The following is a 19356-nucleotide window of genomic DNA, read 5'->3' as shown; positions in this document are numbered from 1 at the left end:
GGGGCGGTTTGTGTCACCGAAATTTCGGGATCTGAGTGGAATGCGGCAAAGGGTCACCCCGATGCCGTGCTGCTGGCACAATCCGAGCCATGACGACTGAGACTCCGGGCCCGGCCCAGGAATCCACCCGCCCCCTGCTTCGCCCGGGCGCCCGCATATTCGTCGCGGGCCACCGCGGCCTCGTCGGATCGGCGCTGGTGCGCCGCCTCACCGCCGACGGCCATGAGGTGATCACCCGCGGCCGGGACGAGCTCGACCTGCGCGAGTCCGCGCCGACCGAGGCGTTCCTGCGTGAGACCCGTCCCGACGCGGTGGTGCTGGCCGCCGCCAAGGTGGGCGGGATCATGGCCAACAGCACCAGTCCGGTCCAGTTCCTGGAGGACAACCTCCGGATCCAGCTCGCCGTGGTCGCGGGCGCCCACGCGGCCGGCGTCCAGCGCCTCCTCCTCCTCGGCTCGTCGTGCATCTATCCCAAGCACGCCCCCCAGCCGATCCCCGAGAGCGCCCTGCTCACCGGCCCGCTCGAACCGACCAACGAGGCGTACGCGCTGGCCAAGATCGCCGGAATCGTGCAGGTCCAGTCCTACCGCCGGCAGTACGGCGCCTCGTACATCAGTGCCATGCCCACCAACCTCTACGGCCCCGGGGACAACTTCGACCTGGAGACCTCGCACGTGCTGCCCGCCCTGATCCGCCGCTTCCACGAGGCGAAGCGGGACGGCGCCGGCGAGGTCACCCTGTGGGGTTCCGGCAGCCCCCGGCGCGAGTTCCTCCACGTCGACGACCTCGCCGCCGCCTGTGTGCGACTGCTGGAGGTGTACGACGACGCCGAGCCGGTCAACGTCGGCTGCGGCGAGGACCTCGCCATCCGCGAACTCGCCGAAACGGTCAAGGAGGTGACGGAATATCAGGGCCGCATCGTCTGGGACACCACCAAGCCCGACGGCACCCCGCGCAAGCTCCTCGACGTGTCCCGGCTCGCCTCCCTCGGTTTCAAGCCGCAGATTCCGCTGCGGGACGGCATCGCCCGCACCTACGCCTGGTGGCTCGGCCGGCAGGCCCCTCAGGGCTGACCGCCCGGCCGGACGGCCGCGGCCCGTCCTGATCCCGTGCACGCGGCCCCCCTCGTGACCCCCCACCACGTCTCAGTACGCTCCCCGGCCGTCGGTGACGGCGCGTACCGTCCGGGCGAGCAGCCCCATGTCCGTCGCCACCGACCAGTTGTCGACGTACCAGAGGTCCAGCGAGACCGTCTCCTGCCAGGACAGGTCCGACCGTCCGCTGACCTGCCACAGACCGGTCAGGCCCGGCCGCACGGCCAGCCGCCGCAGCTCGCGCTCGTCGTAGCGCGACACCTCGTCCGGCAGGGGCGGACGCGGGCCTACCAGGGACATGTCACCCCGCAGCACGTTGAGGAGCTGCGGGAGCTCGTCCAGGGACGTCCGGCGCAGGGCATGGCCGATCCGGGTCACCCGCGGATCGCGGCGCATCTTGAACATCGGCCCCTCGCTCTCGTTCGCTGCCGAGAGCTCCTCCCTGCGGGCCTCCGCATCGGCCACCATCGTGCGGAACTTCCACATGGTGAAAGGCCTGTTGTGGCGGCCGTGACGGGTCTGGCGGTGGAACACGGGGCCGGGAGACGAGAGGCGGACCGCCAGCGCGACCCCGAAGAACAGCGGGGCGAGCGCCAGCAGGCCGAGTGCGGCACCGGTCCGGTCCAGCGCGGTCTTGAGCAGGGCCTGCGGACCGTGCCGCAGCGGCGGTGCGACGTGCAGCAGTGTCAGTCCGGCCGCGGACGCCGGCCGCACCCGCGCCGCGGCGACCCCCGACAGCTCCGAGAGCACGCAGAGGGCGAGGCCGCCGTCGTGCAGACCCCATGCCAGCCTGCGCATCCGGTCGTCGTCCAGCTGAGGCCCGGGCGCGACGAGCACGAGATCCGCGTCATGGGCGAAGGCGCCGCCCAGCACCGTGGACACGTCGTCGTCGGCCGGCTCGGGCGCCAGCCGGCCCGGCGCCGGGGTCCCGCAGTCCGGCGCCGCCGGACCCACCGGTACCACCGCGACGGCCGTGTACGGGTGCCCCTTGCGGGAGTTGAGCAGATTCACCGCCCGGTCCAGACCCGCCGCCTCGCCGACCACAAGGACCCGGCGCGCGCGCCTGCCCCCCGTGGTCCGCAGCCGGCCGACGGTCCCCACGAGGACCGCCAGGGCCAGGCCGGGCACCAGCGCCGCGACCGCGGTCGCCGGGTCGAGGCCCCCGCCCGTGACGGCCAGCAGCACGGCCAGCACCCCGATGAGCGCCAGCCAGTCCCCGAAGTGCGCGTACGGGCCCCCGGAGGACTCCCCGGGCAGCGGGCGCGCGTACCGGCCGCGCGCCGCACGCACTCCGGCCCACACCAGCGCCGCCGACGCCGCGGCGGCCCCCGGTCCCGGCTGGTCACCGGCCCGCAGCACGAGCCAGGTGGGTACCCCCATACCCACCAGATCCGTCAGGACGAGGAAGGGCACACGCGGATCGGGCCGGTGCCTCGCCCGAGGTCTCTCCGCGTGGTCGCGCTGCACTGTCGTCGGGGCTCTCCACACGCGCCCGGGAGCCACCCCGTGATTCCGGGAGGCTGCGGTACGCGGTCGTGGTGCCCCCGCCAGCCCGACAGGCCCGGATATATCCGATTCAGGTATTTCGACATGCCCCATGAACCCCCCAGCCACAGTTGCATCCCCACAAACGGGACGCATCCGCCGATCCCATGGACAGACGGATGCGCCCTCGCTCGGTGCACGATATCCACACACGTGCCATTTCGCTGGAGTTCCCGTGAAGTTCAGACACGACGGACGTTGTGATGCGTATCGCGCTGCCCGACTGGTTTGAGGGGTGCCCGCCTAATATGGCGGTATGGAACCGCTTTCCGAGGAACAGACCGACCAGCTTGTCGTGATCGTGACGGACCTGGCCCGGCAGGGGCGAACGGAAGAGCTCCTGGAGTTCTTCGACCACGGTCTGCCGGTCGACGTCCAGGACCACGAGGGAAACACGGCGCTGATGCTCGCCGCGTACCACGGGCACACGGAGACGGTGCGCGCGCTGATCGGGCGCGGCGCCGACGTCGATCTGCGCAACGCCCGGGACCAGTCACCCGTCGCGGGAGCCCTGTTCAAGGGCGAGGACGCGATCGTGGGGGCCCTGGTCGACGCGGGCGCCGACCTCGACGCGGGGACGCCCAGCGCGCGGGCCACGGCGGAGATGTTCGGGCGGACGGCCCTGCTCGGGTAGCCGCGTGGTCGCGCGTGGCCCGGGAGGGGGGCCGGTCCAGGCGTTCCGGACCCGTCGCGGGAGCGGCTGACGTGGCACGAGGGGCCCCGGGCGACGACGTCGCCCGGGGCCCCTCGTGTGCTATGGCCGGAAAGGGCCTACTTGGCCGCCTTCAGGGCCTCGATCGCCTTGCGGACACCCTCGCCGTAGGCCGGGTCGGCCTGCGTGCAGTGGCCGATGTGGCGCTCGATGGTGGCCTGCGAGGCACCGTCGATGGCCCGGGCGGTGTTGCCGAACAGGGCGTCCTGCTCCTCCGGAGTCATCCCCCGGAACAGGTTCCCCGGCTGCTCGAAGTAGTTGTCGTCGTCCTCGCGGTAGTCGAACCGGTCCGCCGCGGCACCGTCGAGCGCCAGGCCCGGCTCCGCGAACTGCGGCTGCTCCGCCCAGCGTCCGTAGCTGTTCGGGGTGTAGCCGGGCACGGCGCCCTGGTTGCCGTCCACGCGCAGCTGGCCGTCACGGTGGTAGGTGTTGACGTTCTTCGCGCCACGGGGCTGGTTCACCGGGATCTGGTGGTGGTTGACGCCGACGCGGTAGCGGGCGGCGTCACCGTACGAGAACAGCCGGCCCTGCAGCATGCGGTCGGGCGAGGCGCCCACGCCGGGAACGAGGTTCGCCGGGGTGAAGGCGGCCTGCTCCACGTCGGCGAAGTAGTTCTCCGGGTTGCGGTTGAGCTCGAACTCGCCGACCTCGATGAGGGGGTAGTCCTTCTTCGACCAGACCTTGGTCAGGTCGAAGGGGTGGTAGCGGTACGTCGCGGCGTCCGCCTCCGGCATCACCTGGATGAAGAAGGTCCACTTCGGGTTGTCGCCGCGCTCGATGGCGTCGAAGAGGTCCGCCTGCGAGGACTCACGGTCGTCGGCGACGACCGCGGCGGCCTCCGCGTCGGTCAGGTTCTTGATGCCCTGCTGCGTACGGAAGTGGAACTTCACCCAGAAGCGCTCGTTGCTCTCGTTGACGAACGAGTAGGTGTGCGAACCGAACCCGTGCATGTGACGGTAGCCGTCGGGGATGCCACGGTCCGACATCACGATGGTGATCTGGTGCAGGGCCTCGGGGAGGTTGGTCCAGAAGTCCCAGTTGTTCTCCGCCGAGCGCAGGTTGGTGCGCGGGTCGCGCTTCACGGCGCGGTTCAGGTCGGGGAAGTGGTGGGGGTCGCGGTGGAAGAACACCGGCGTGTTGTTGCCGACGACGTCCCAGTTGCCCTCCTCCGTGTAGAAGCGGAGGGCGAAACCACGGATGTCGCGCTCGGCGTCGGCCGCGCCGCGCTCACCGGCCACGGTCGAGAAGCGGGCGAAGAGCTCCGTCTCCTTGCCGACCTCGGAGAAGAGGGCGGCCCGGGAGTAGCGCGTGATGTCCTGCGTCACCCGGAACGTGCCGAAGGCGCCGGATCCCTTGGCGTGCATACGACGCTCCGGGATGACCTCACGGCTGAAGTGGGCCAGCTTCTCCAGGAACCAGACGTCCTGGAGCAGCATCGGACCGCGCGGACCCGCGGTGACGGCGTTCTCGTTGTTCGCGACAGGTGCGCCGGCGGCAGTGGTCAGCGGCTTCGTGTTGTCAGAAATTTTTCTGCTCCTCTTCGTGAAGACTTCGGTGCACCGACTCCGGGTCCCGCTGACCCCGCTCGGCACGGCATCCGGGGCACAGGCCCCAGTACGTCACCTCTACGTGGTCGACGGTGAACCCGTGATCCCGGGGCGTCTCGGGACGCGGAGCGCCCTGCGGGACATCGACGTCGGCGATCGTGCCGCACGAGCGGCAGACCACGTGCTGATGGTTGTCCCAGGACCGGCCCTCGTACCGTGCCGCGGAATTCGGCAGATCGATCCGCCGTGCCAGTCCGGCGTCGACGAGCGTCCTGAGTACGTCGTAGACGGCTTGGGTCGAGACCGCGCCGATGCGTGTGCGAACCAGGGTGAGGAGGGTAGTGGCATCGGAGTGCGGGGCCTCGTGGACCGCCGAGAGCACGGCGACCCTGGGGCGGGTCACTCGCAATGACGCTCCGCGCAGGAGGGTCGTGGCCTCGGTTTCGATCACGTACGCAGTCAACCACTTTTCTGGAATGATTCCAATCAAAGACATGTAAGAGAACTGTTGTCCGTAGAGAACTATGGCTTGTAGAGAACTGTGGGTCGTAGTGAACTGTGGCTCGTGGCGGACTTCGGGGCGTGGCCGGCTGTGGGCCGTCGTCCGGAACGTGGTGTCCGATATCCGCCAGCACGGCTGAGCGCCATGCCGCACCCTGGAGGCATGACCAGCGAGGACAGCAGGTACGAGGCGGTGAGCAGCCGCGACGCCCGGTTCGACGGCGAGTTCTTCTTCGCCGTGTCCACGACCGGGATCTACTGCCGCCCGAGCTGTCCGGCCACCACGCCGAAGCGCCGGAACGTGACGTTCTTCCCCACCGCGGCCGCGGCCCAGGGCAACGGATTCCGTGCCTGCAGGCGCTGCCGCCCCGACGCCGTGCCCGGCTCCGCCGACTGGAACGCGCGCGCCGACCTGGTGGGCCGGGCCATGCGGCTGATCGGCGACGGGGTCGTCGACCGCGAAGGGGTGGCCGGGCTCGCTGCACGCCTCGGCTACAGCGCCCGCCAGATCCAGCGCCAGCTGAACGCCGAGGTCGGCGCCGGACCCATCGCCCTCGCCCGCGCCCAGCGGGCCCACACCGCCAGGGTCCTGCTCCAGACCACCACCCTGGGAGCAGCCGAGATCGCTTTCGCCGCCGGTTTCGCCAGCGTGCGGCAGTTCAACGACACGGTGCGCGAGATCTACGCCCTCACCCCCGGAGAGCTGCGCGCCGCCCGGCCCGGCGGCTCCTCCCGCTACGGCTGCGTCGGCACCGCCGACGGAGGCGGCGGAGTGCCCCTGCGGCTCGCCCACCGGGGCCCCTACGCCGCTGCCGCGATCTTCGACCACCTCGCGGCACGCGCCCTCACCGGCATCGAGGAAGTCGCGGGTGAGCGCGGCGACCGCACCTACCGGCGCACCCTGCGTCTGCCGAACGGCGCCGGGATCGCCGAGGTCGGGGAGCGGACCGGCGACGGCTGGCTGGAGTGCCGGCTGCACCTCGGGGACCTGCGCGACCTGACGACCGCGACCCAGCGGATGCGCCGCCTCTTCGACCTGGACGCCGATCCGGACGCGGTCGCCGAGCGCCTCGGCACGGACCCCGCACTCGCCCCGCTCGTCGCCCGGTCGCCGGGGCTGCGGGCCCCCGGTACCGCCGATGTCCACGAACTGGCCGTCCGGGCGGTACTGGGCCGGCAGGTCTCCGTGGCCGCCGGACGCCGGCTCGGCAGCGCGCTGGTGACGGCCTACGGACAGCCGCTCAAGGTTCCCAGCGGCGCCCTCACCCGTACGTTCCCCGACCTCGGGGACCTAGCCGAGGCCGGCCTGGACGAGCTCGGGATGCCCGGCTCCCGGCGCGCCACCCTGCGCGCCGTCGCGGCCGCGCTGGCCGACGGGAGGATCGGCCTGGACCCGGGCGCCGACCGGGACCTGGCCGAGAAGGACCTCCTGGGCCTGCCGGGTGTCGGCCCCTGGACCGCCGGATACATCCGCATGCGGGCACTCGGCGACCCCGACGTACTGCTTACCGGCGATGTGGCCGTCCGGGCGGGGATGCGGCAGGCGGGGGCCGAGGCCGCGGACACCGGGACCTGGCGCCCCTGGCGCACGTACGCCATGCACCACTTCTGGAGGGCTGCCGCGGACCGGCGCCGTCCCGCGCCGGCGTGACGTCCGGATACCGCCGGTCGCACCCCCGCGACCCGGCACCCTTGTACGTGTACGACGACGAACCCGGAAGGACCCTGACCATGACGCTCTACACCACGATCGACAGCCCGCTCGGCGAGCTGCTGCTGGTGGGCGAGGAGTCGGCCACCGCACGCGGCGGTACCGCGCTCGCCTCGCTCTCCGTGCCGGACCAGAAGGGCGGCGCGACGGTCCAGGACGGATGGAAGCGGGACGACGGGGCCTTCGGCACGAGCGCCGCCGAACTGAGCGCGTACTTCGAGGGCAGCCGGGCCGGCTTCGGCATCGAACGCACGGCCGGCCGCGGTACCGACTTCCAGCGGCGCGTGTGGCAGGAACTGGAGGCCATCCCGTACGGCACCACGCTCAGCTACGGAGAGATCGCGGCACGGATCGGTGCCTCACGCATGGCCGTGCGCTCGGTCGGCACGGCCATCGGCGCCAACCCGCTCCTGGTCGTACGCCCCTGCCACCGTGTGATCGGCGCGAGCGGCGCCCTGACGGGCTACGCGGGGGGTCTGGAGCGCAAGCAGCTGCTCCTCGACCTGGAGAACGGCCACGGGGCGGCCTGAGAGGAGCCAGGCCGTGAACGCCCTGATCCCGCGCCCCGCCAGGGAGATCGCCCCGGGCGCCTGGCACGTGCCGGACTGGCTCACCCCGGCGCAGCAGCGCGAGTTGGTGACGGCCTGCCGTGCCTGGGCCATGGGGCCCGTACCCATCCGTCACACGCGGCTTCCGCGCGGTGGCGTCATGTCCGTGCAGACCGTGTGTGTCGGCTGGCACTGGCAGCCGTACAGGTACACCCGAACCGCGGACGACGTGAACGGCCGGCGGGTCGCCGAGTTCCCGGACTGGATGGTCCGGCTGGGCCGTCGCGCCGTCCTCGCCGCCTACGGCGACGAGGCCTCCGCGCAGGAGTACACCCCGGACACCGCGCTGATCAACTTCTACGACGGCCGGGCCAGGATGGGCATGCACCAGGACAAGGACGAGCGGTCGTCCGCCCCGGTCGTCTCCCTGTCCATCGGCGACACCTGCGTCTTCCGCGTGGGGAACACCGAGACCCGAACCAGGCCGTACACCGACGTCGAACTCTCCTCGGGCGACCTGTTCGTCCTCGGAGGTCCCTCACGCTTCGCGTACCACGGTGTGCCGAAGGTCCTGGAGGGCACCGGTGACCCGGACATCGGACCGGCCTCGGGGCGGCTCAACATCACCATGCGGGTCACGGGGCTGGAACGGCCCGGCCGATGACGGGGCGTCCGCCGCTCCCCTAACCCCGGCGCGCGCTCCCGCCTGCGGCGACCGCGTTGTCAGTGGGCGCCAGTAGGTTCAGTCGTGTTCCGCCGGTCCGGCGAGGACGACCCCTTAGTTGTGCATGGGAGATGGCGTGTTGTCCGATTGGGAGAGGTCGAGCACGGCACGGGTGATACCACCCGCGCGGCCGCGCAAGCTCGCCAAGGTTCCGTTCGTCGAGCTGGCCGACGGGCGTCTGCAGGGTGTGGTGTCCAGCGGATCCGACATCGGGCGGGTCTACGTCTCGTCCGTCGCCGCGGGGTCCTTCGCCTTCGCCTGCAGCACCAACAACAACCGGCCCTGCGGCGGTGCGCACGGATCGTTCTGCAACCACATCGGCGCCCTGGTCAACGAGTCGGTCCTGCAGTACGGCGCCGACCGCGTGGTCCGGTATCTGAAGGCCGAGGTCCCGGAGGGGGACGTCGACGGGGCCGTGCTCGCGTCCGCCATGCGGAGAACCCGCCCGGAGGCGGACACGACGAAGGCCGCCGCGTCCGTCTTCAGCCGCTTCCTGCGTCACCTCACCTACCTCGAACACGCTCCGGCCACACTGCCGTTGCCCGAGATGCAGTTCTTCCCGCCGACCAGGGCGGTGGCGTGATGCGCGCCGATCTGCTCGCCGGACCCGTCGACGGGCTGGACGAGGCCCTGGAGGCCGTCGACGCCTTCGACCGGGCGCTCGTCCCCGGCCTCCTCCGCCCCCAGGCCGGCGACTCCGGCCCGACACGGCTCGCCGACGCCGTCGTGGGGACACCACTGGAGGCCCGGGTCGCGGAGGCTGCCGGGAAGGCGGCCGCCGGAGCCGCGGGCGAGGACCACTTCCTGGCCCTGGCAGGCGCGCGCACCGCGCTCCTCGGCTCGGTCCACGACGCCCTGCTGGCCCGTGTGGAGGAGGCGGCCGGACGCTCGCACGGTACGCATACCGCACCGCCGGCCACTTCGGGGCCCGCGGAGAACGTCCTGACCGCCGCCCGCGCGTGGCTCTCCGACCTGGCGCGCTGCGGATGGCAGGGACTCGACCACGAGGTGGTGTCCGGAGCGGCCGAGGTCGTCTCCGCGATGCTCCCCGATCCGTCCCTGCGCCGCCTCGCGACCCTCCTCGACGGCTTCGCCGCCGAGCTCGCCGCGACCTGTCCCGGTGCCTCGGCGGAGCGCTTCCCGGTGCGCCGCTGGGCCGACCTCTGGTCGCGCGGGATGCTCCTGACGGTGCCCGGCGCGGCCGCCGCGCCCGTCACCGGGACCGCAGACGGACGCCTGCTGCCGCTCGGCATCGACGTACAGGAGCACGCGACCGCCGCGCAGGCGCAGGTGCACGCCGTGTTCGAGCCCGCGGACGGCTCCCCGTCCCGGCTCGTGCGCGCCAGCGTGTCGGTGCCGAAACCCGACACGGTCGTCGGAGCCGGGATCTGGCAGCTGCTCCGCCCGCACATGTCGCTCCTCGCGGCGGCCGGCGAGGGCCGCTCGATGGACCTCACCGGTATGCCGGTCACCGCCGAGGGCGATCTCGTCTGGAGCGACGGGCACGCCCGCACCGGTGAGCCGGCCGAGGCGTTCGCCACCGCCCGCGTGGCACTGCCCACCGCGGTCGCCCACGTGACCGCGCCCCTGGACCGGCATCCCGCGCGGCTCGCCGTCCCCGTCTTCCTGGAGGGATACACCGCCTCCATGGACGACGACGGCGTGCTGACCTTCACCGTCGCCGGACTCGAACTGCTCGTCGACACCGACCGCATCCCCGCCGCCGGGCCTCTCACGCCCGAGGCCGCTGCCAGGTCCGGGGCGTGCATCGCGCTCGTCCGCTGGGACGCCGGGACGTTCCACGTGCAGCCGCTCGCCGTCGAGACCACGGTGCGCAAGAAGGTGACGTCGGTGCACGCGGGCGCGTGGGCCGGAGGGACGACGGACAAGGCCGGGGTCAGGGCGGAGAAGGCCGCGACCGACGCCGCGAAGGTGCTGAGCGAGCGCGCGGGAAGGCTGTTGCGGAAATGACCGGACAGCGGAGTCCCGGGACCACCGGGCAACCCTCGTACGACAGCCGCCGCCAGGTCATGTACTGGCGTCTCCTCGCCCGCCTCTTCGACCACGAGGAGCAGGCCGCCCTGGAGTCGGCGAGCCTCGCCGTGGTGGAGGACATCGGGCTTCCGCCGACGCTGCTGGACCCGCAGGCGTCGGTCGACTCCGTGGTGCAGCGCCACCCGGAGCTGGCCGCCGAGTTCGACGGTCTGATGGTGCCGGAGGAGGACGCCGACGCCGGTGTGACGGCCGAGGACGCCGACGGCGCGGGGACGGCCGACGACGCCCGCGACCGGGCCGCCGAGGTGCGTCGCGCCGCGCTCGTGTCGAAGGTCCTGCTCAACGTCTTCCACTCCCCGCCCGGCACCGTCACCGCCGGCCAGCTGTCCCGGTGGCAGTCCGACGCCGGATGGCTGGAGCGCGCGCTCGGCTGCGGGCCGGGGGAGCTGCGCGGAGGGCGCGCCGGAGGGCCGGGAGCCTCCCCGACCGGTACGGGCGGCGGAGGCCGGATGCCCGACCTCGGCCGGCTCATCCCGGAGATCGGACCGGAACTCGGTTCCATCGAGGCCGGGCTCGTCAAGCGGATGCGCCTGCGCGAGGTGCTCGCCGACCCCCAGCTCGCCGGGCAGCTCACGCCGAGCATGTCGCTGATCGAGCAACTGCTGCGGGACAAGGACAACTTGTCCGGCGTGGCCCTGGCCAACGCCAAGGCGCTGATCCGCCGCTTCGTCGACGAGGTCGCGGAGGTGCTGCGTACGCAGGTGGAGAAGTCGACCGTCGGCGCCCTGGACCGTTCGGTCCCGCCCAAGCGGGTGTTCCGCAACCTGGACCTCGACCGGACGATCTGGAAGAACCTCACCAACTGGGACCCCGAGGAGGAGCGGCTCTATGTCGACCGCCTCTTCTACCGCCACACCGCCCGGAAGACGACACCCCAGCGGCTCATCGTGGTCGTCGACCAGTCGGGCTCGATGGTGGACTCGATGGTCAACTGCACGATCCTCGCCTCGATCTTCGCCGGCCTGCCCAAGGTGGACGTCCACCTCATCGCGTACGACACCCAGGCGCTCGACCTCACCCCATGGGTGCACGACCCGTTCGAGACCCTGCTGCGCACCAATCTCGGGGGCGGCACCGACGGCACGGTCGCGATGGCTCTGGCCCAGCCGAAGATCGCCGAGCCCCGCAACACGGTCGTGGTGTGGATCTCGGACTTCTACGAATGGCAGACCGAGCCGCTGTTCGAGAGCATGGCGGCCATCCACCGCTCCGGGGCCAAGTTCATCCCGGTCGGCTCCGTGACCAGCGCCGGGCGCGCAAGCGTCAACCCGTGGTTCCGGGAGCGCTTCAAGGACCAGGGGACGCCGGTGCTCTCCGGCCACATCCGCAAGCTCGTCCACGAGCTCAAGACCTTCCTCACCTAGGGCCGAGTCCTGGGGCCGAGCCCCGGGGCGGAGGGCCCCGAAGTGCCCACGCCCAGGTGCAGTCGAAACCGAACATCTCAGAAAGGCTTACAGACATGTCCGACCTGTTGCGCGCCCCTGCCGAGATCAAGTACGCCGAGGAGCTCGACTGGCTGGAGTCGGTCGACGACGGCCCCAAGCCGTTCTCCTGGCGGCTGTCGCCGAAGATGGTCCGCCTCTTCATCCTGGGCTCCGAGCGTGCCGACGGTCTCGACCGGGAGATCTCCCAGAAGTGGTACGGCGACCGCAGCTTCGTCGAGCGCTCCATCGTCACGCTGGCCTCGGACCGGGGGCTGCTGCTCATCGGTGACCCCGGCACGGGCAAGAGCTGGCTGGCCGAGCTGCTGTCCGCCGCGATCTCCCGCAACTCCACCCTCGTGGTGCAGGGAACGGCCGGCACCACCGAGGACCACATCAAGTACTCCTGGAACGTGTCCATGGTGATCTCCAAGGGCCAGTCGCGGGAGTCGATGATCCCCTCGCCGATCATGACCGCGATGGAGACCGGTGCGATCGGCCGTTTCGAGGAACTGACCCGCTCCACCAGCGACGTCCAGGACGCGCTGATCTCGATCCTGTCGGAGAAGTACATCTCCGTCCCGGAGATGGACAGCGACAACATCGTCTTCGCCAAGCCGGGCTTCTCCGTCATCGCCACGGCCAACAGCCGCGACCGCGGAGTCAACGACCTGTCGTCCGCGCTCAAGCGCCGCTTCAACTTCGTGCGCATCCCCGTGGTGACGAACAAGAAGAGCGAGGCGGAGATCGTCCGCTTCCGCACCGAGGAGCTCCTGAAGCGTCATCAGATCGAGCTGGACGTGCCGCCGACCCTGCTGGACGTGCTCCTGCAGAGCTTCGCCGACCTGCGGGCCTCCTCCGCCGCGGCCGGCAGCGACGACGAGAAGCTGGAGTCCGCGCTGTCGAGCGCCGAGCAGATCGGTGTACTGGAGGACGCGATCCTGCACAGCAACTTCTTCGGTGAACGTGCGCTTACCGCGCGCACCCTGGCCTCCTCGCTCGTCGGCTCGCTGGCGCGGCGCGAACCCGAGGACCTGGCCATCCTCAACAAGTACCTGCACGGTGTCGTCGAGCCGCGCAGCAAGGAGGAGGGCGGCTCCTGGCCGGAGTTCCTGGAGGGCGGCCGCGACGCGATCGCCACCCTGTCATGAGTGCCGTGGACGAGGGAACGCCGTTCGAGGCGCTGCGTGGTCAACTCCAGACCGCCGCGACCGAGTTCGCCGACGGCCCGGATGCGCTGGAGGGCATCCTCCTCGGCATAGTCGACGACGTCGACCGCGCCGTGCGCGAGCCGCTGGAGATCTTTCCCGTCTGCCACCACTCGCCCGCGTCCGCGGTCGCGATGGCACGCAGGCTGCGGGAGAAGCAGCCGAAGGTGGTCTACCTGGAGCTGTGCGAGGACATGGCACCCCTCCTGTCGGAGCTCCGCAACTGCCGGCTTCCGGTGGCCGTCCAGGCGTTCGCGAGCGAGGTGAAGGGTTTCCCCGCCGAATGGGCACCCCTGTCGGTCGTGGCCCCGATCACCGAGGCGTCGGCCGAGTACCAGGCCATCGCCTACGCCCTGGACACCCCGGGCGTCGAGCTGGTCCTGGTCGACCGCTCCTCGGACCACGTGTTCCAGTGGCAGGCTGGCAGCAAGGAGCCCGCAGGGCCGGACGACCCGCCCGCCGAGGAGGAGGCCGCACTGCACGGCGACGCCGTCGGTGTGGAGATCGGTGACCTGCGGCCCCGTTTCGCCGAACTGGAGGAGCACCTGCTGCGCCACGGCCGCGTGCGGCACTGGTCGGAGTGGTGGCACCAGTACGTCGAGCTGCCGCTCGGGGACAGCGACCACGACACCTACCGTCAGGTCATGCTCCTGATCGGCAGCCTGTTCCGCCGGCTGGCCCCCGGGGACGCGGACCGGGTCCAGGTGGACGAGGACCGTGAGCGCTACATGTGGACCCGGATGCGGGAGCACCTCGCCGCGACGGGGACCGACCCGGAGGACTGCCTCTACGTCTGCGGCGCGTTCCACGCGTCCAGCCGGGTCGAGGAGTTCGGTGTCCACGGCGCCGACACCTTCGAGATCACACCGCCCAGCGAGAGCACCTGGCAGCACGGCCTGATCCCGTCCAGCCACGCTGCGATCGAGGCCCAGTTCGGCCTGGCCGCCGGTTCCGTGTCGATCGCCGCCACCCAGTGGGCGAAGAACCTCAAGCGCACCCGGGTGCAGCCCTTCCGGCTCGAGGGCCAGGCGGGGGCCAGGAAAGCGGCGAAGCCCAGGAAGACCTCGGTGCCGGCCGGCCCCGTGGCACCGGAAGCACCCACCGACAGGCTCTCCGGTTTCCTGCAGAGCCCGCCGGCCCTCGACCGGCTGGACGAGGCCGAACTCCTCGGCTGGTCCGTGGAGATCGTGCGCCTGGCCCGGCGCAACGGCTACCTCGCCTCGACCGCGGACGCCATCGCCGTGTTCGAGACGTCGATCCTGCTGGCCGGCATGCGGGACCGGGCCCGGCCCACCCCGTACGACTTCCAGGACGCGGCGGTCACCTGCATCGAGAAGGAGACCGTGCCGGGCAGGCGCGACGTCCGCCGTCTCGTCGAGATCCTGATGGGCGGCGACCGCGTCGGCCAGGTCGGCTACGACGCGCTGCCGCCCCTGGCCCGCGACGTGCACGACCGGCTCGCCCCGCTGAACCTCAAGCTCCAGCAACGGGGTGTCCAGCGCGCCCTCCTGGACATGACCTCGCAGCCCGAACTGCGCCGGTGCTCCGATGTGCTGTGGATGCTGCGCCACCTGATGCCGCACGGAGCCGCTCGGCCGATCATGGGGGAGCGGGAGCTCGGCAAACAGTCCGTCCAGGAGTCCTGGGACCTGGCGCTCGGCACCCACCAGAGGGCGCTCATCGAGCTCGGTTACGAGGGCGTCAGCATCGAGCAGGTCCTGGAGCAGCGCCTGCGCCGTGTCGCGTACGCGCCGAACGCCACCACGGCGCAGGTCCTCGGGGCCGTCGAGGACGCCGTGCTGCATCTGCGCAGCGGCCGCCTCGCCGACGAGCTGGGCACCCACGCCCTCGCCGTGCTGGCCACCGAGCGCAGCGTCGACGGGGCGCCGGAGGTGCTGCGCAGGGTGCGCAGGCTCCTCGCTTACTACCGCATCAGCCGGCCGGTGCTGCCGGCGTGGATCGAGTCCTTCGCCAAGACGGGATACGCGCACTACTGCACGCTCCTGCCGACGGCGTTCACGGACGAGGACGCGACGGTACGCCAGGTCGCCGCGATGCTGGGGTTCCTCTTCAGCATGGAGAGCCTGGCCCTGTCGCTCGGCTGCGACCGGACCCAGCTGGATCTGGCCTTCGCCCAGTCGCACCCCGAGGAGCCCTCCAGGGTGGCGCTGCTGTGGGCGGCCCGGGTGCACCTCGGACAGCTGTCCCGCGCTGAGCTGAGGGAGCGGTGCGACGGACTGCTGGCCGACCCGCTGGTGGTGCCCGCCTACCCGCGCTACCTCAGCGGGTTCCTGCACGCTCTGGAACCGGTGCCGCAACTGGCCGATTTCGTCGTGGAGGCGGTCTCCAACGCGTTCGCGCGACTGCCGGACCCGGTGTTGCTGCCCTGGCTTCCGAAGCTGATCGCCACGTTGCGGTCCGAGGGCGCCGAGCTGGCCCCCCTGCTGATCCGTGAGGCCGGCCGCGTCTTCCCCGGCCGCCTCGCGGCCCTGGACGCCTGGGTCCCGCCGTGGCAGGCCGTCCCCGAAGCGCCGGCCGCGCCAGCGGCCGGCGGCTCCGGCGCCCGCCGCGCCGCACTGCTCGTCGCCCACCCCGAGACGTGCGACAGCGTGGCGGAGCTGCTGGGCTGCGAGGGCACCTGGGGGGCGGAGACGCCGGAGCCCTCGGGCGCGGCACTGGTCGGCCTTCACCCGGAGACCGCTGCGGCGGTGGAGCTGCTGCTGACAGGGGGCTGACGGGAGGCGCCGACGGAACCGGCCCCGGGACCACCGGCAGAGCACCGGGGTGTCGGGGCCGGTTCCGCGCGGGGTTCCCCAGGCGGTCGGGCCGTCGGCCAGGGGTCCTCAGGCCGTCGGGGCCTTGGACGGCGGCGGGTGCGGGGCCCGGAGGGTGAACGCCTCGGGCCCCTCGCCCCTTTCGCGGATCAGGGCGACGCGCGCCATCGCCTCGGTGACGGTCGGGCGATGGCCGGCGGGCACCCACCACAGCGCGAGGTGGAAGTCTGCGAGGCGTTCGAACCACTCCCGGCGCCGGGCCAGCACCTTGAGGTGGTCGCTGCGGTAGGTGTACTCCCGCAGCGCCTCGACCGACTCCCAGACCGAGCAGTTGATCAGGAGCAGGTCGTCGTCGTTCTCGGGGCGCAGGGAAGTGGAGTCGGACCCGTCGTCGTCCACCAGGCGCCAGACGAAGCCGGGAGCGCGATCGGCGAGGGCGTTGATCTCGGGAAGCTGTGCGACGAAGTCGGCCAGTTGAGGACTGTCGAGCGGGGCGAGGATCCGCCCGACGTTGACCTGGGCAAGGTGGAAGTCGTTCACGGCGTCAGCATGCCCGCGCGAACTTCTAAAGTCAACGAATTTTGTTTTTAGTTCTCGTCGTCGGCGGGCCTCAGTGCGACGCAGCATCCCCGCGGCAGCGGATCCATCTCCGCGGTCCATCCCTGACCGCCCTTCAGACCCGCGAGCAGGCCCTCGATCCCGGCCAGGTTCATCCCGCAGACCAGGGCGGGGAACTGATCGGCCAGCGCATGGAACGGGCAGTTGTTCAGCCGCAGGGTCCCGGCGTCCCAGAACGGCTCGAAACCGCGCGCCCGCAGCACCTCGACCGGGTCGGTCCCGTCGCCGGAGGCCTCACCCCCGGCCTCCCCGTCAGCCCGCGCCGCAGCCTGCAGTTCCCCGTCCAGCCCCGCCCGTTCCACCACCTCGGCGAGCAGCCGGCCCGCCGTGTCGTAGGAGCGGGGAGGCACGGACACCGCCCGCTCGCCCTCGGCCCGCCGGTAGAGCTTCGCGGGGCGCCCGGCGCCCGGACCGCTGCGCCCCGACAGCCGCCGGAAGGACACCTCCAGCAGCCCGGCCTCCACCAGCTTGTCCAGGTGGAAGGCGGCCAGTGAGCGGGAGATCCCGGCAGCCTCGGCCGCCGCGTCCCGTCCCACCTCATCCGGTGTCCCGCTCACGTGCCGGTACAGTCCGCGCCGCACCGGGTCACCCAGCACGGCCAACGCCTCGAGGGCGGCATCCTCACTGCTCACGGCGCAATTCTATGACCAACGACGATTGACGCCGATGGAACCTGCCCGGGGGTCGTCGCAGTGGTCGGCCCGCCTGCACCGGCCGATCGGCGAACTCGGTTCCCCGGGAATCTCGTTCGCGGGCCACGACCGTCCGCGCTTCGGCGGGCCCACGTCGTGGGACACGTACTGAGTGGTGAGACGCGCACGCTTCCCGCAGGCCCTGAACCCTGACGGCAGCCGAGCCTCCGCCCGGTTCCGCGGCGAGCCCGCGCCCTACTGGAAGCTCAGCCGGTGCGGATGGGCGGGGTCGGCCGGGCAGGTGTGGACGCGCATCAGCCCCCGGCCGAGGTGGACGCCGGTCGGGTCATGGGTGCGTGGGCCGCTCTCCTGGTCCTCGACCGGCCGCCAACTGCGTGAGGCGCTGTCGCCCTCCCACTTGTCGACGGTGAGCAGCGGCGGCATGGCGGTCCCGCAGACCAGGCAGTCGACGCGCGCGGGGTCCGTCAGGTGCCAGGAGGCGAAGCCTCCGACCTTCCAGCCGGGGGCGATCGACAGATCGCTCATGTAGGTGAAGGTCTCGGGTCCGGCTTCCCGGGCGGCCGCCATCGCCGCCGCGTAGTCCTCGTACGTCGCGTAGCTCACCGGGGGAGAGGTGTCCTCGTCCTGGTCGTCCTCCTCCTCCGGGTCCTCGTCGGGCTCCTCGTCGTCGAGAAGCCCGCCCCTCCACGTGCAGATCTCCTCCTGGAGGTCCTCCTCCAGCGAACCGAGGTACTCGTACTCCACGACCTGTTCCGGATGGACGACGCACATCGTCGGGACGCACCCCTCGCGGCCGATCACGCGGGGTTCGGGCTGGGGGTCGAGCACCGCCCCGACGTCTGCCGAGCGTCGCCACGCCAGCACGACGTCGATCGTCGAGCCGGGCCCGTGGGCCTCGAACGGGCACCAGAAGACCTGGAGCAGGTCCTGGTCCTGCGGCCCGGTCAGATCAGGGACGTCCCGCGTGTACAACTGTGCGACGGCCAGCATCGGCACGGGGCTGTCGGGCGCGAGATCCGGGGCGTGGCGACCCCGTCCTGTGCCCGTCAGCACGCGCAGCTCCTCGTCGGTGAGGTCGCGTCCCTCCGCCTCGGCGTGGATCCGGCGTTTCAGCCGTACCTCGGACAGGAGGTGCCCGGTCCCCTTCTTGTGCGTGGCGGTGCACACCGGCCACGGCTCGTCGGCCGGCCACAGCAGGGGTCCCGCCACCGAGCTCTCCCGCACCGTGGGAGAACCGGACCGGGGGTGCAGGCGTGTGGCCGTGCGCCGGTGAGCGGCCAGAGCGGGGAAGACCGCTTCGACGTCGAGTGGACGCGGCGGTGTGGTGCGGGTCATGGAGAGCCCTCCAGGTGTGTGCGGCGGCGATGCTACACACAGCCCTCTCGGTGGAGGACGGCGCGAGTGCGGCCCCCCCCCCGTGAATCGGGCGGCGCCGGTCGGCCCTGTCCGGTTCGTCGACCACTCGGGGGCGCGTACCCGGCGCATGGGGGCTCGGCAGGATCTTCGCTCGTAACAGGAGTACGCGGGCGCACTCCGGAGCGCTATCCGAAAATGCATGGCTCATATCAAGTGCTACCGGACTATAGGGACATCCGGGTGGCTGGATTATTCCGCTCTCCCCGCGTTGGCATATTCCCCGGGCCGGTGCGCCCTCTCGCAGTTGTGTGAGTGCTTGTAAGTAATCAGGCGAATACGCGCCGTTCGCAGCTTCGAATCCTCTAATGTGATCGGCGTGAACGGGCGACATCGGATTGACGGTGGATCGGTCAGGGATCCGGCGGTGCGGGCGGAGGCGTAACGTATCCGTTCCGATGGGACGAGATCTCGCCGTGGGGATGCAGGGGGGCTCGACGGTGTGTCGCGGAAACGACCGACGCGAAACGCCCGGGAGCAGTTGCTGAACAAGTCATGGAGAACGTGAGAACAAGTGGGGGGACAGTCGTGACCAATCCTTTCGATGACGAGTCGGGGCGATTCCTGGCGCTGGTGAACGACGAGGGTCAGTACTCGTTGTGGCCCGCGCACATCGAAGTCCCGGGCGGCTGGCGCGCCGACGGTCCGGAGGGGTCGCGTCAGGAATGTCTCGACGTGATCGAGGGTGCCTGGACCGACATGCGGCCCGCCGGTCTGGTGCGGGCGTCAGGCGTCGAAGCGGGACGAGCCGGCGGCCGGGCCGCCGGGTAGCCCCAGGTGGGACTGCGTGCCGGCACTCCAAGCTGATCGATTTCGCTCTCGCTCGGGCGGA

Annotated in this window: 17 protein-coding genes; 11 read left to right on the top strand and 6 right to left on the bottom strand. The window is 71.4% G+C overall.

Annotated features, from left to right (window positions below; genetic code table 11):
- Window positions 1-89 precede the first annotated feature (89 nt).
- Window positions 90-1073, top strand: coding sequence for a GDP-L-fucose synthase family protein (locus tag P8A20_RS07900; RefSeq protein ID WP_147958138.1), 984 nt, complete (start codon window positions 90-92; stop codon window positions 1071-1073).
- A 72-nt stretch (window positions 1074-1145) separates the two neighbouring features.
- On the opposite strand, the gene P8A20_RS07895 is transcribed toward P8A20_RS07900, so the two are convergent.
- Window positions 1146-2693, bottom strand: a complete 1548-nt coding sequence (locus P8A20_RS07895) for a sugar transferase (RefSeq protein ID WP_147958139.1) — start codon at window positions 2691-2693, stop codon at window positions 1146-1148.
- Window positions 2694-2895: 202 nt separating this feature from the next.
- On the opposite strand from P8A20_RS07895, the gene P8A20_RS07890 reads away from it, so the two are divergent.
- Entirely contained in the window at window positions 2896-3273 is a 378-nt protein-coding gene (locus P8A20_RS07890) for an ankyrin repeat domain-containing protein (RefSeq protein WP_147958140.1), read from the top strand.
- Between the two features lie 137 nt (window positions 3274-3410).
- Here the strand turns inward: P8A20_RS07890 and P8A20_RS07885 are convergent, their stop codons facing one another.
- Both P8A20_RS07885 and P8A20_RS07880 read right to left on the bottom strand, forming a co-directional pair.
- Entirely contained in the window at window positions 3411-4877 is a 1467-nt protein-coding gene (locus P8A20_RS07885; RefSeq protein ID WP_147958155.1) for a catalase, read from the bottom strand.
- Window positions 4870-5349, bottom strand: a complete 480-nt coding sequence (locus tag P8A20_RS07880; protein ID WP_306103209.1) for a Fur family transcriptional regulator — start codon at window positions 5347-5349, stop codon at window positions 4870-4872. The genes P8A20_RS07885 and P8A20_RS07880 overlap by 8 nt, the downstream gene beginning before the upstream one ends.
- Window positions 5350-5562: 213 nt before the next feature.
- Between P8A20_RS07880 and P8A20_RS07875 the strand changes: the two genes are divergently transcribed.
- From P8A20_RS07875 to P8A20_RS07840, 8 genes are all read left to right on the top strand, one after another.
- The gene (locus tag P8A20_RS07875) at window positions 5563-7050 is read left to right on the top strand and encodes an AlkA N-terminal domain-containing protein (protein WP_306103208.1); all 1488 of its coding nucleotides are present in this window, start codon (window positions 5563-5565) and stop codon (window positions 7048-7050) included.
- A gap of 80 nt (window positions 7051-7130) precedes the next feature.
- On the top strand, window positions 7131-7640 hold the full coding sequence (locus P8A20_RS07870) for a methylated-DNA--[protein]-cysteine S-methyltransferase (RefSeq protein ID WP_306103207.1): 510 nt from the start codon (window positions 7131-7133) through the stop codon (window positions 7638-7640).
- Between the two features lie 13 nt (window positions 7641-7653).
- On the top strand, window positions 7654-8322 hold the full coding sequence (locus tag P8A20_RS07865; protein ID WP_147958144.1) for an alpha-ketoglutarate-dependent dioxygenase AlkB family protein: 669 nt from the start codon (window positions 7654-7656) through the stop codon (window positions 8320-8322).
- A gap of 124 nt (window positions 8323-8446) precedes the next feature.
- Entirely contained in the window at window positions 8447-8965 is a 519-nt protein-coding gene (locus P8A20_RS07860) for a hypothetical protein (RefSeq protein ID WP_147958145.1), read from the top strand.
- Window positions 8965-10353, top strand: a complete 1389-nt coding sequence (locus P8A20_RS07855) for a hypothetical protein (RefSeq protein WP_306103206.1) — start codon at window positions 8965-8967, stop codon at window positions 10351-10353. Before P8A20_RS07860 ends, P8A20_RS07855 begins: the two co-directional genes overlap by 1 nt.
- Window positions 10350-11801, top strand: coding sequence for a vWA domain-containing protein (locus P8A20_RS07850; RefSeq protein WP_147958147.1), 1452 nt, complete (start codon window positions 10350-10352; stop codon window positions 11799-11801). The genes P8A20_RS07855 and P8A20_RS07850 overlap by 4 nt, the downstream gene beginning before the upstream one ends.
- A 95-nt stretch (window positions 11802-11896) precedes the next feature.
- Window positions 11897-13009: an ATP-binding protein gene (locus P8A20_RS07845; protein ID WP_147958148.1), complete on the top strand. Its 1113-nt coding sequence runs from the start codon at window positions 11897-11899 to the stop codon at window positions 13007-13009.
- Window positions 13006-15801: a DUF5682 family protein gene (locus tag P8A20_RS07840; protein ID WP_306103205.1), complete on the top strand. Its 2796-nt coding sequence runs from the start codon at window positions 13006-13008 to the stop codon at window positions 15799-15801. Before P8A20_RS07845 ends, P8A20_RS07840 begins: the two co-directional genes overlap by 4 nt.
- 108 nt (window positions 15802-15909) lie before the next feature.
- On the opposite strand, the gene P8A20_RS07835 is transcribed toward P8A20_RS07840, so the two are convergent.
- The 3 genes from P8A20_RS07835 to P8A20_RS07825 all read right to left on the bottom strand — a co-directional run bounded on the left by P8A20_RS07835 (window position 15910) and on the right by P8A20_RS07825 (window position 18446).
- Complete coding sequence (locus P8A20_RS07835; RefSeq protein WP_306103204.1) at window positions 15910-16380, bottom strand: DUF3291 domain-containing protein; 471 nt, start codon at window positions 16378-16380, stop codon at window positions 15910-15912.
- A gap of 47 nt (window positions 16381-16427) precedes the next feature.
- Window positions 16428-17090: a helix-turn-helix transcriptional regulator gene (locus P8A20_RS07830; protein ID WP_147958151.1), complete on the bottom strand. Its 663-nt coding sequence runs from the start codon at window positions 17088-17090 to the stop codon at window positions 16428-16430.
- A 255-nt stretch (window positions 17091-17345) separates the two neighbouring features.
- Entirely contained in the window at window positions 17346-18446 is a 1101-nt protein-coding gene (locus P8A20_RS07825) for a hypothetical protein (RefSeq protein ID WP_147958152.1), read from the bottom strand.
- 606 nt (window positions 18447-19052) lie between these two features.
- Here P8A20_RS07825 and P8A20_RS07820 point away from each other — a divergent pair.
- A complete protein-coding gene (locus P8A20_RS07820) occupies window positions 19053-19295 on the top strand; it encodes an MbtH family protein (RefSeq protein WP_306103203.1) in 243 nt (80 codons plus the stop codon).
- Window positions 19296-19356: the final 61 nt, after the last annotated feature.

Origin of the sequence: Streptomyces sp. Alt3 (genome assembly GCF_030719215.1) — a bacterium.
GTDB classification, from domain to species: domain Bacteria; phylum Actinomycetota; class Actinomycetes; order Streptomycetales; family Streptomycetaceae; genus Streptomyces; species Streptomyces glycanivorans.
Note: the sequence above shows the minus strand (reverse complement) of the source record. Positions and strands in the feature narration are given on the sequence as shown.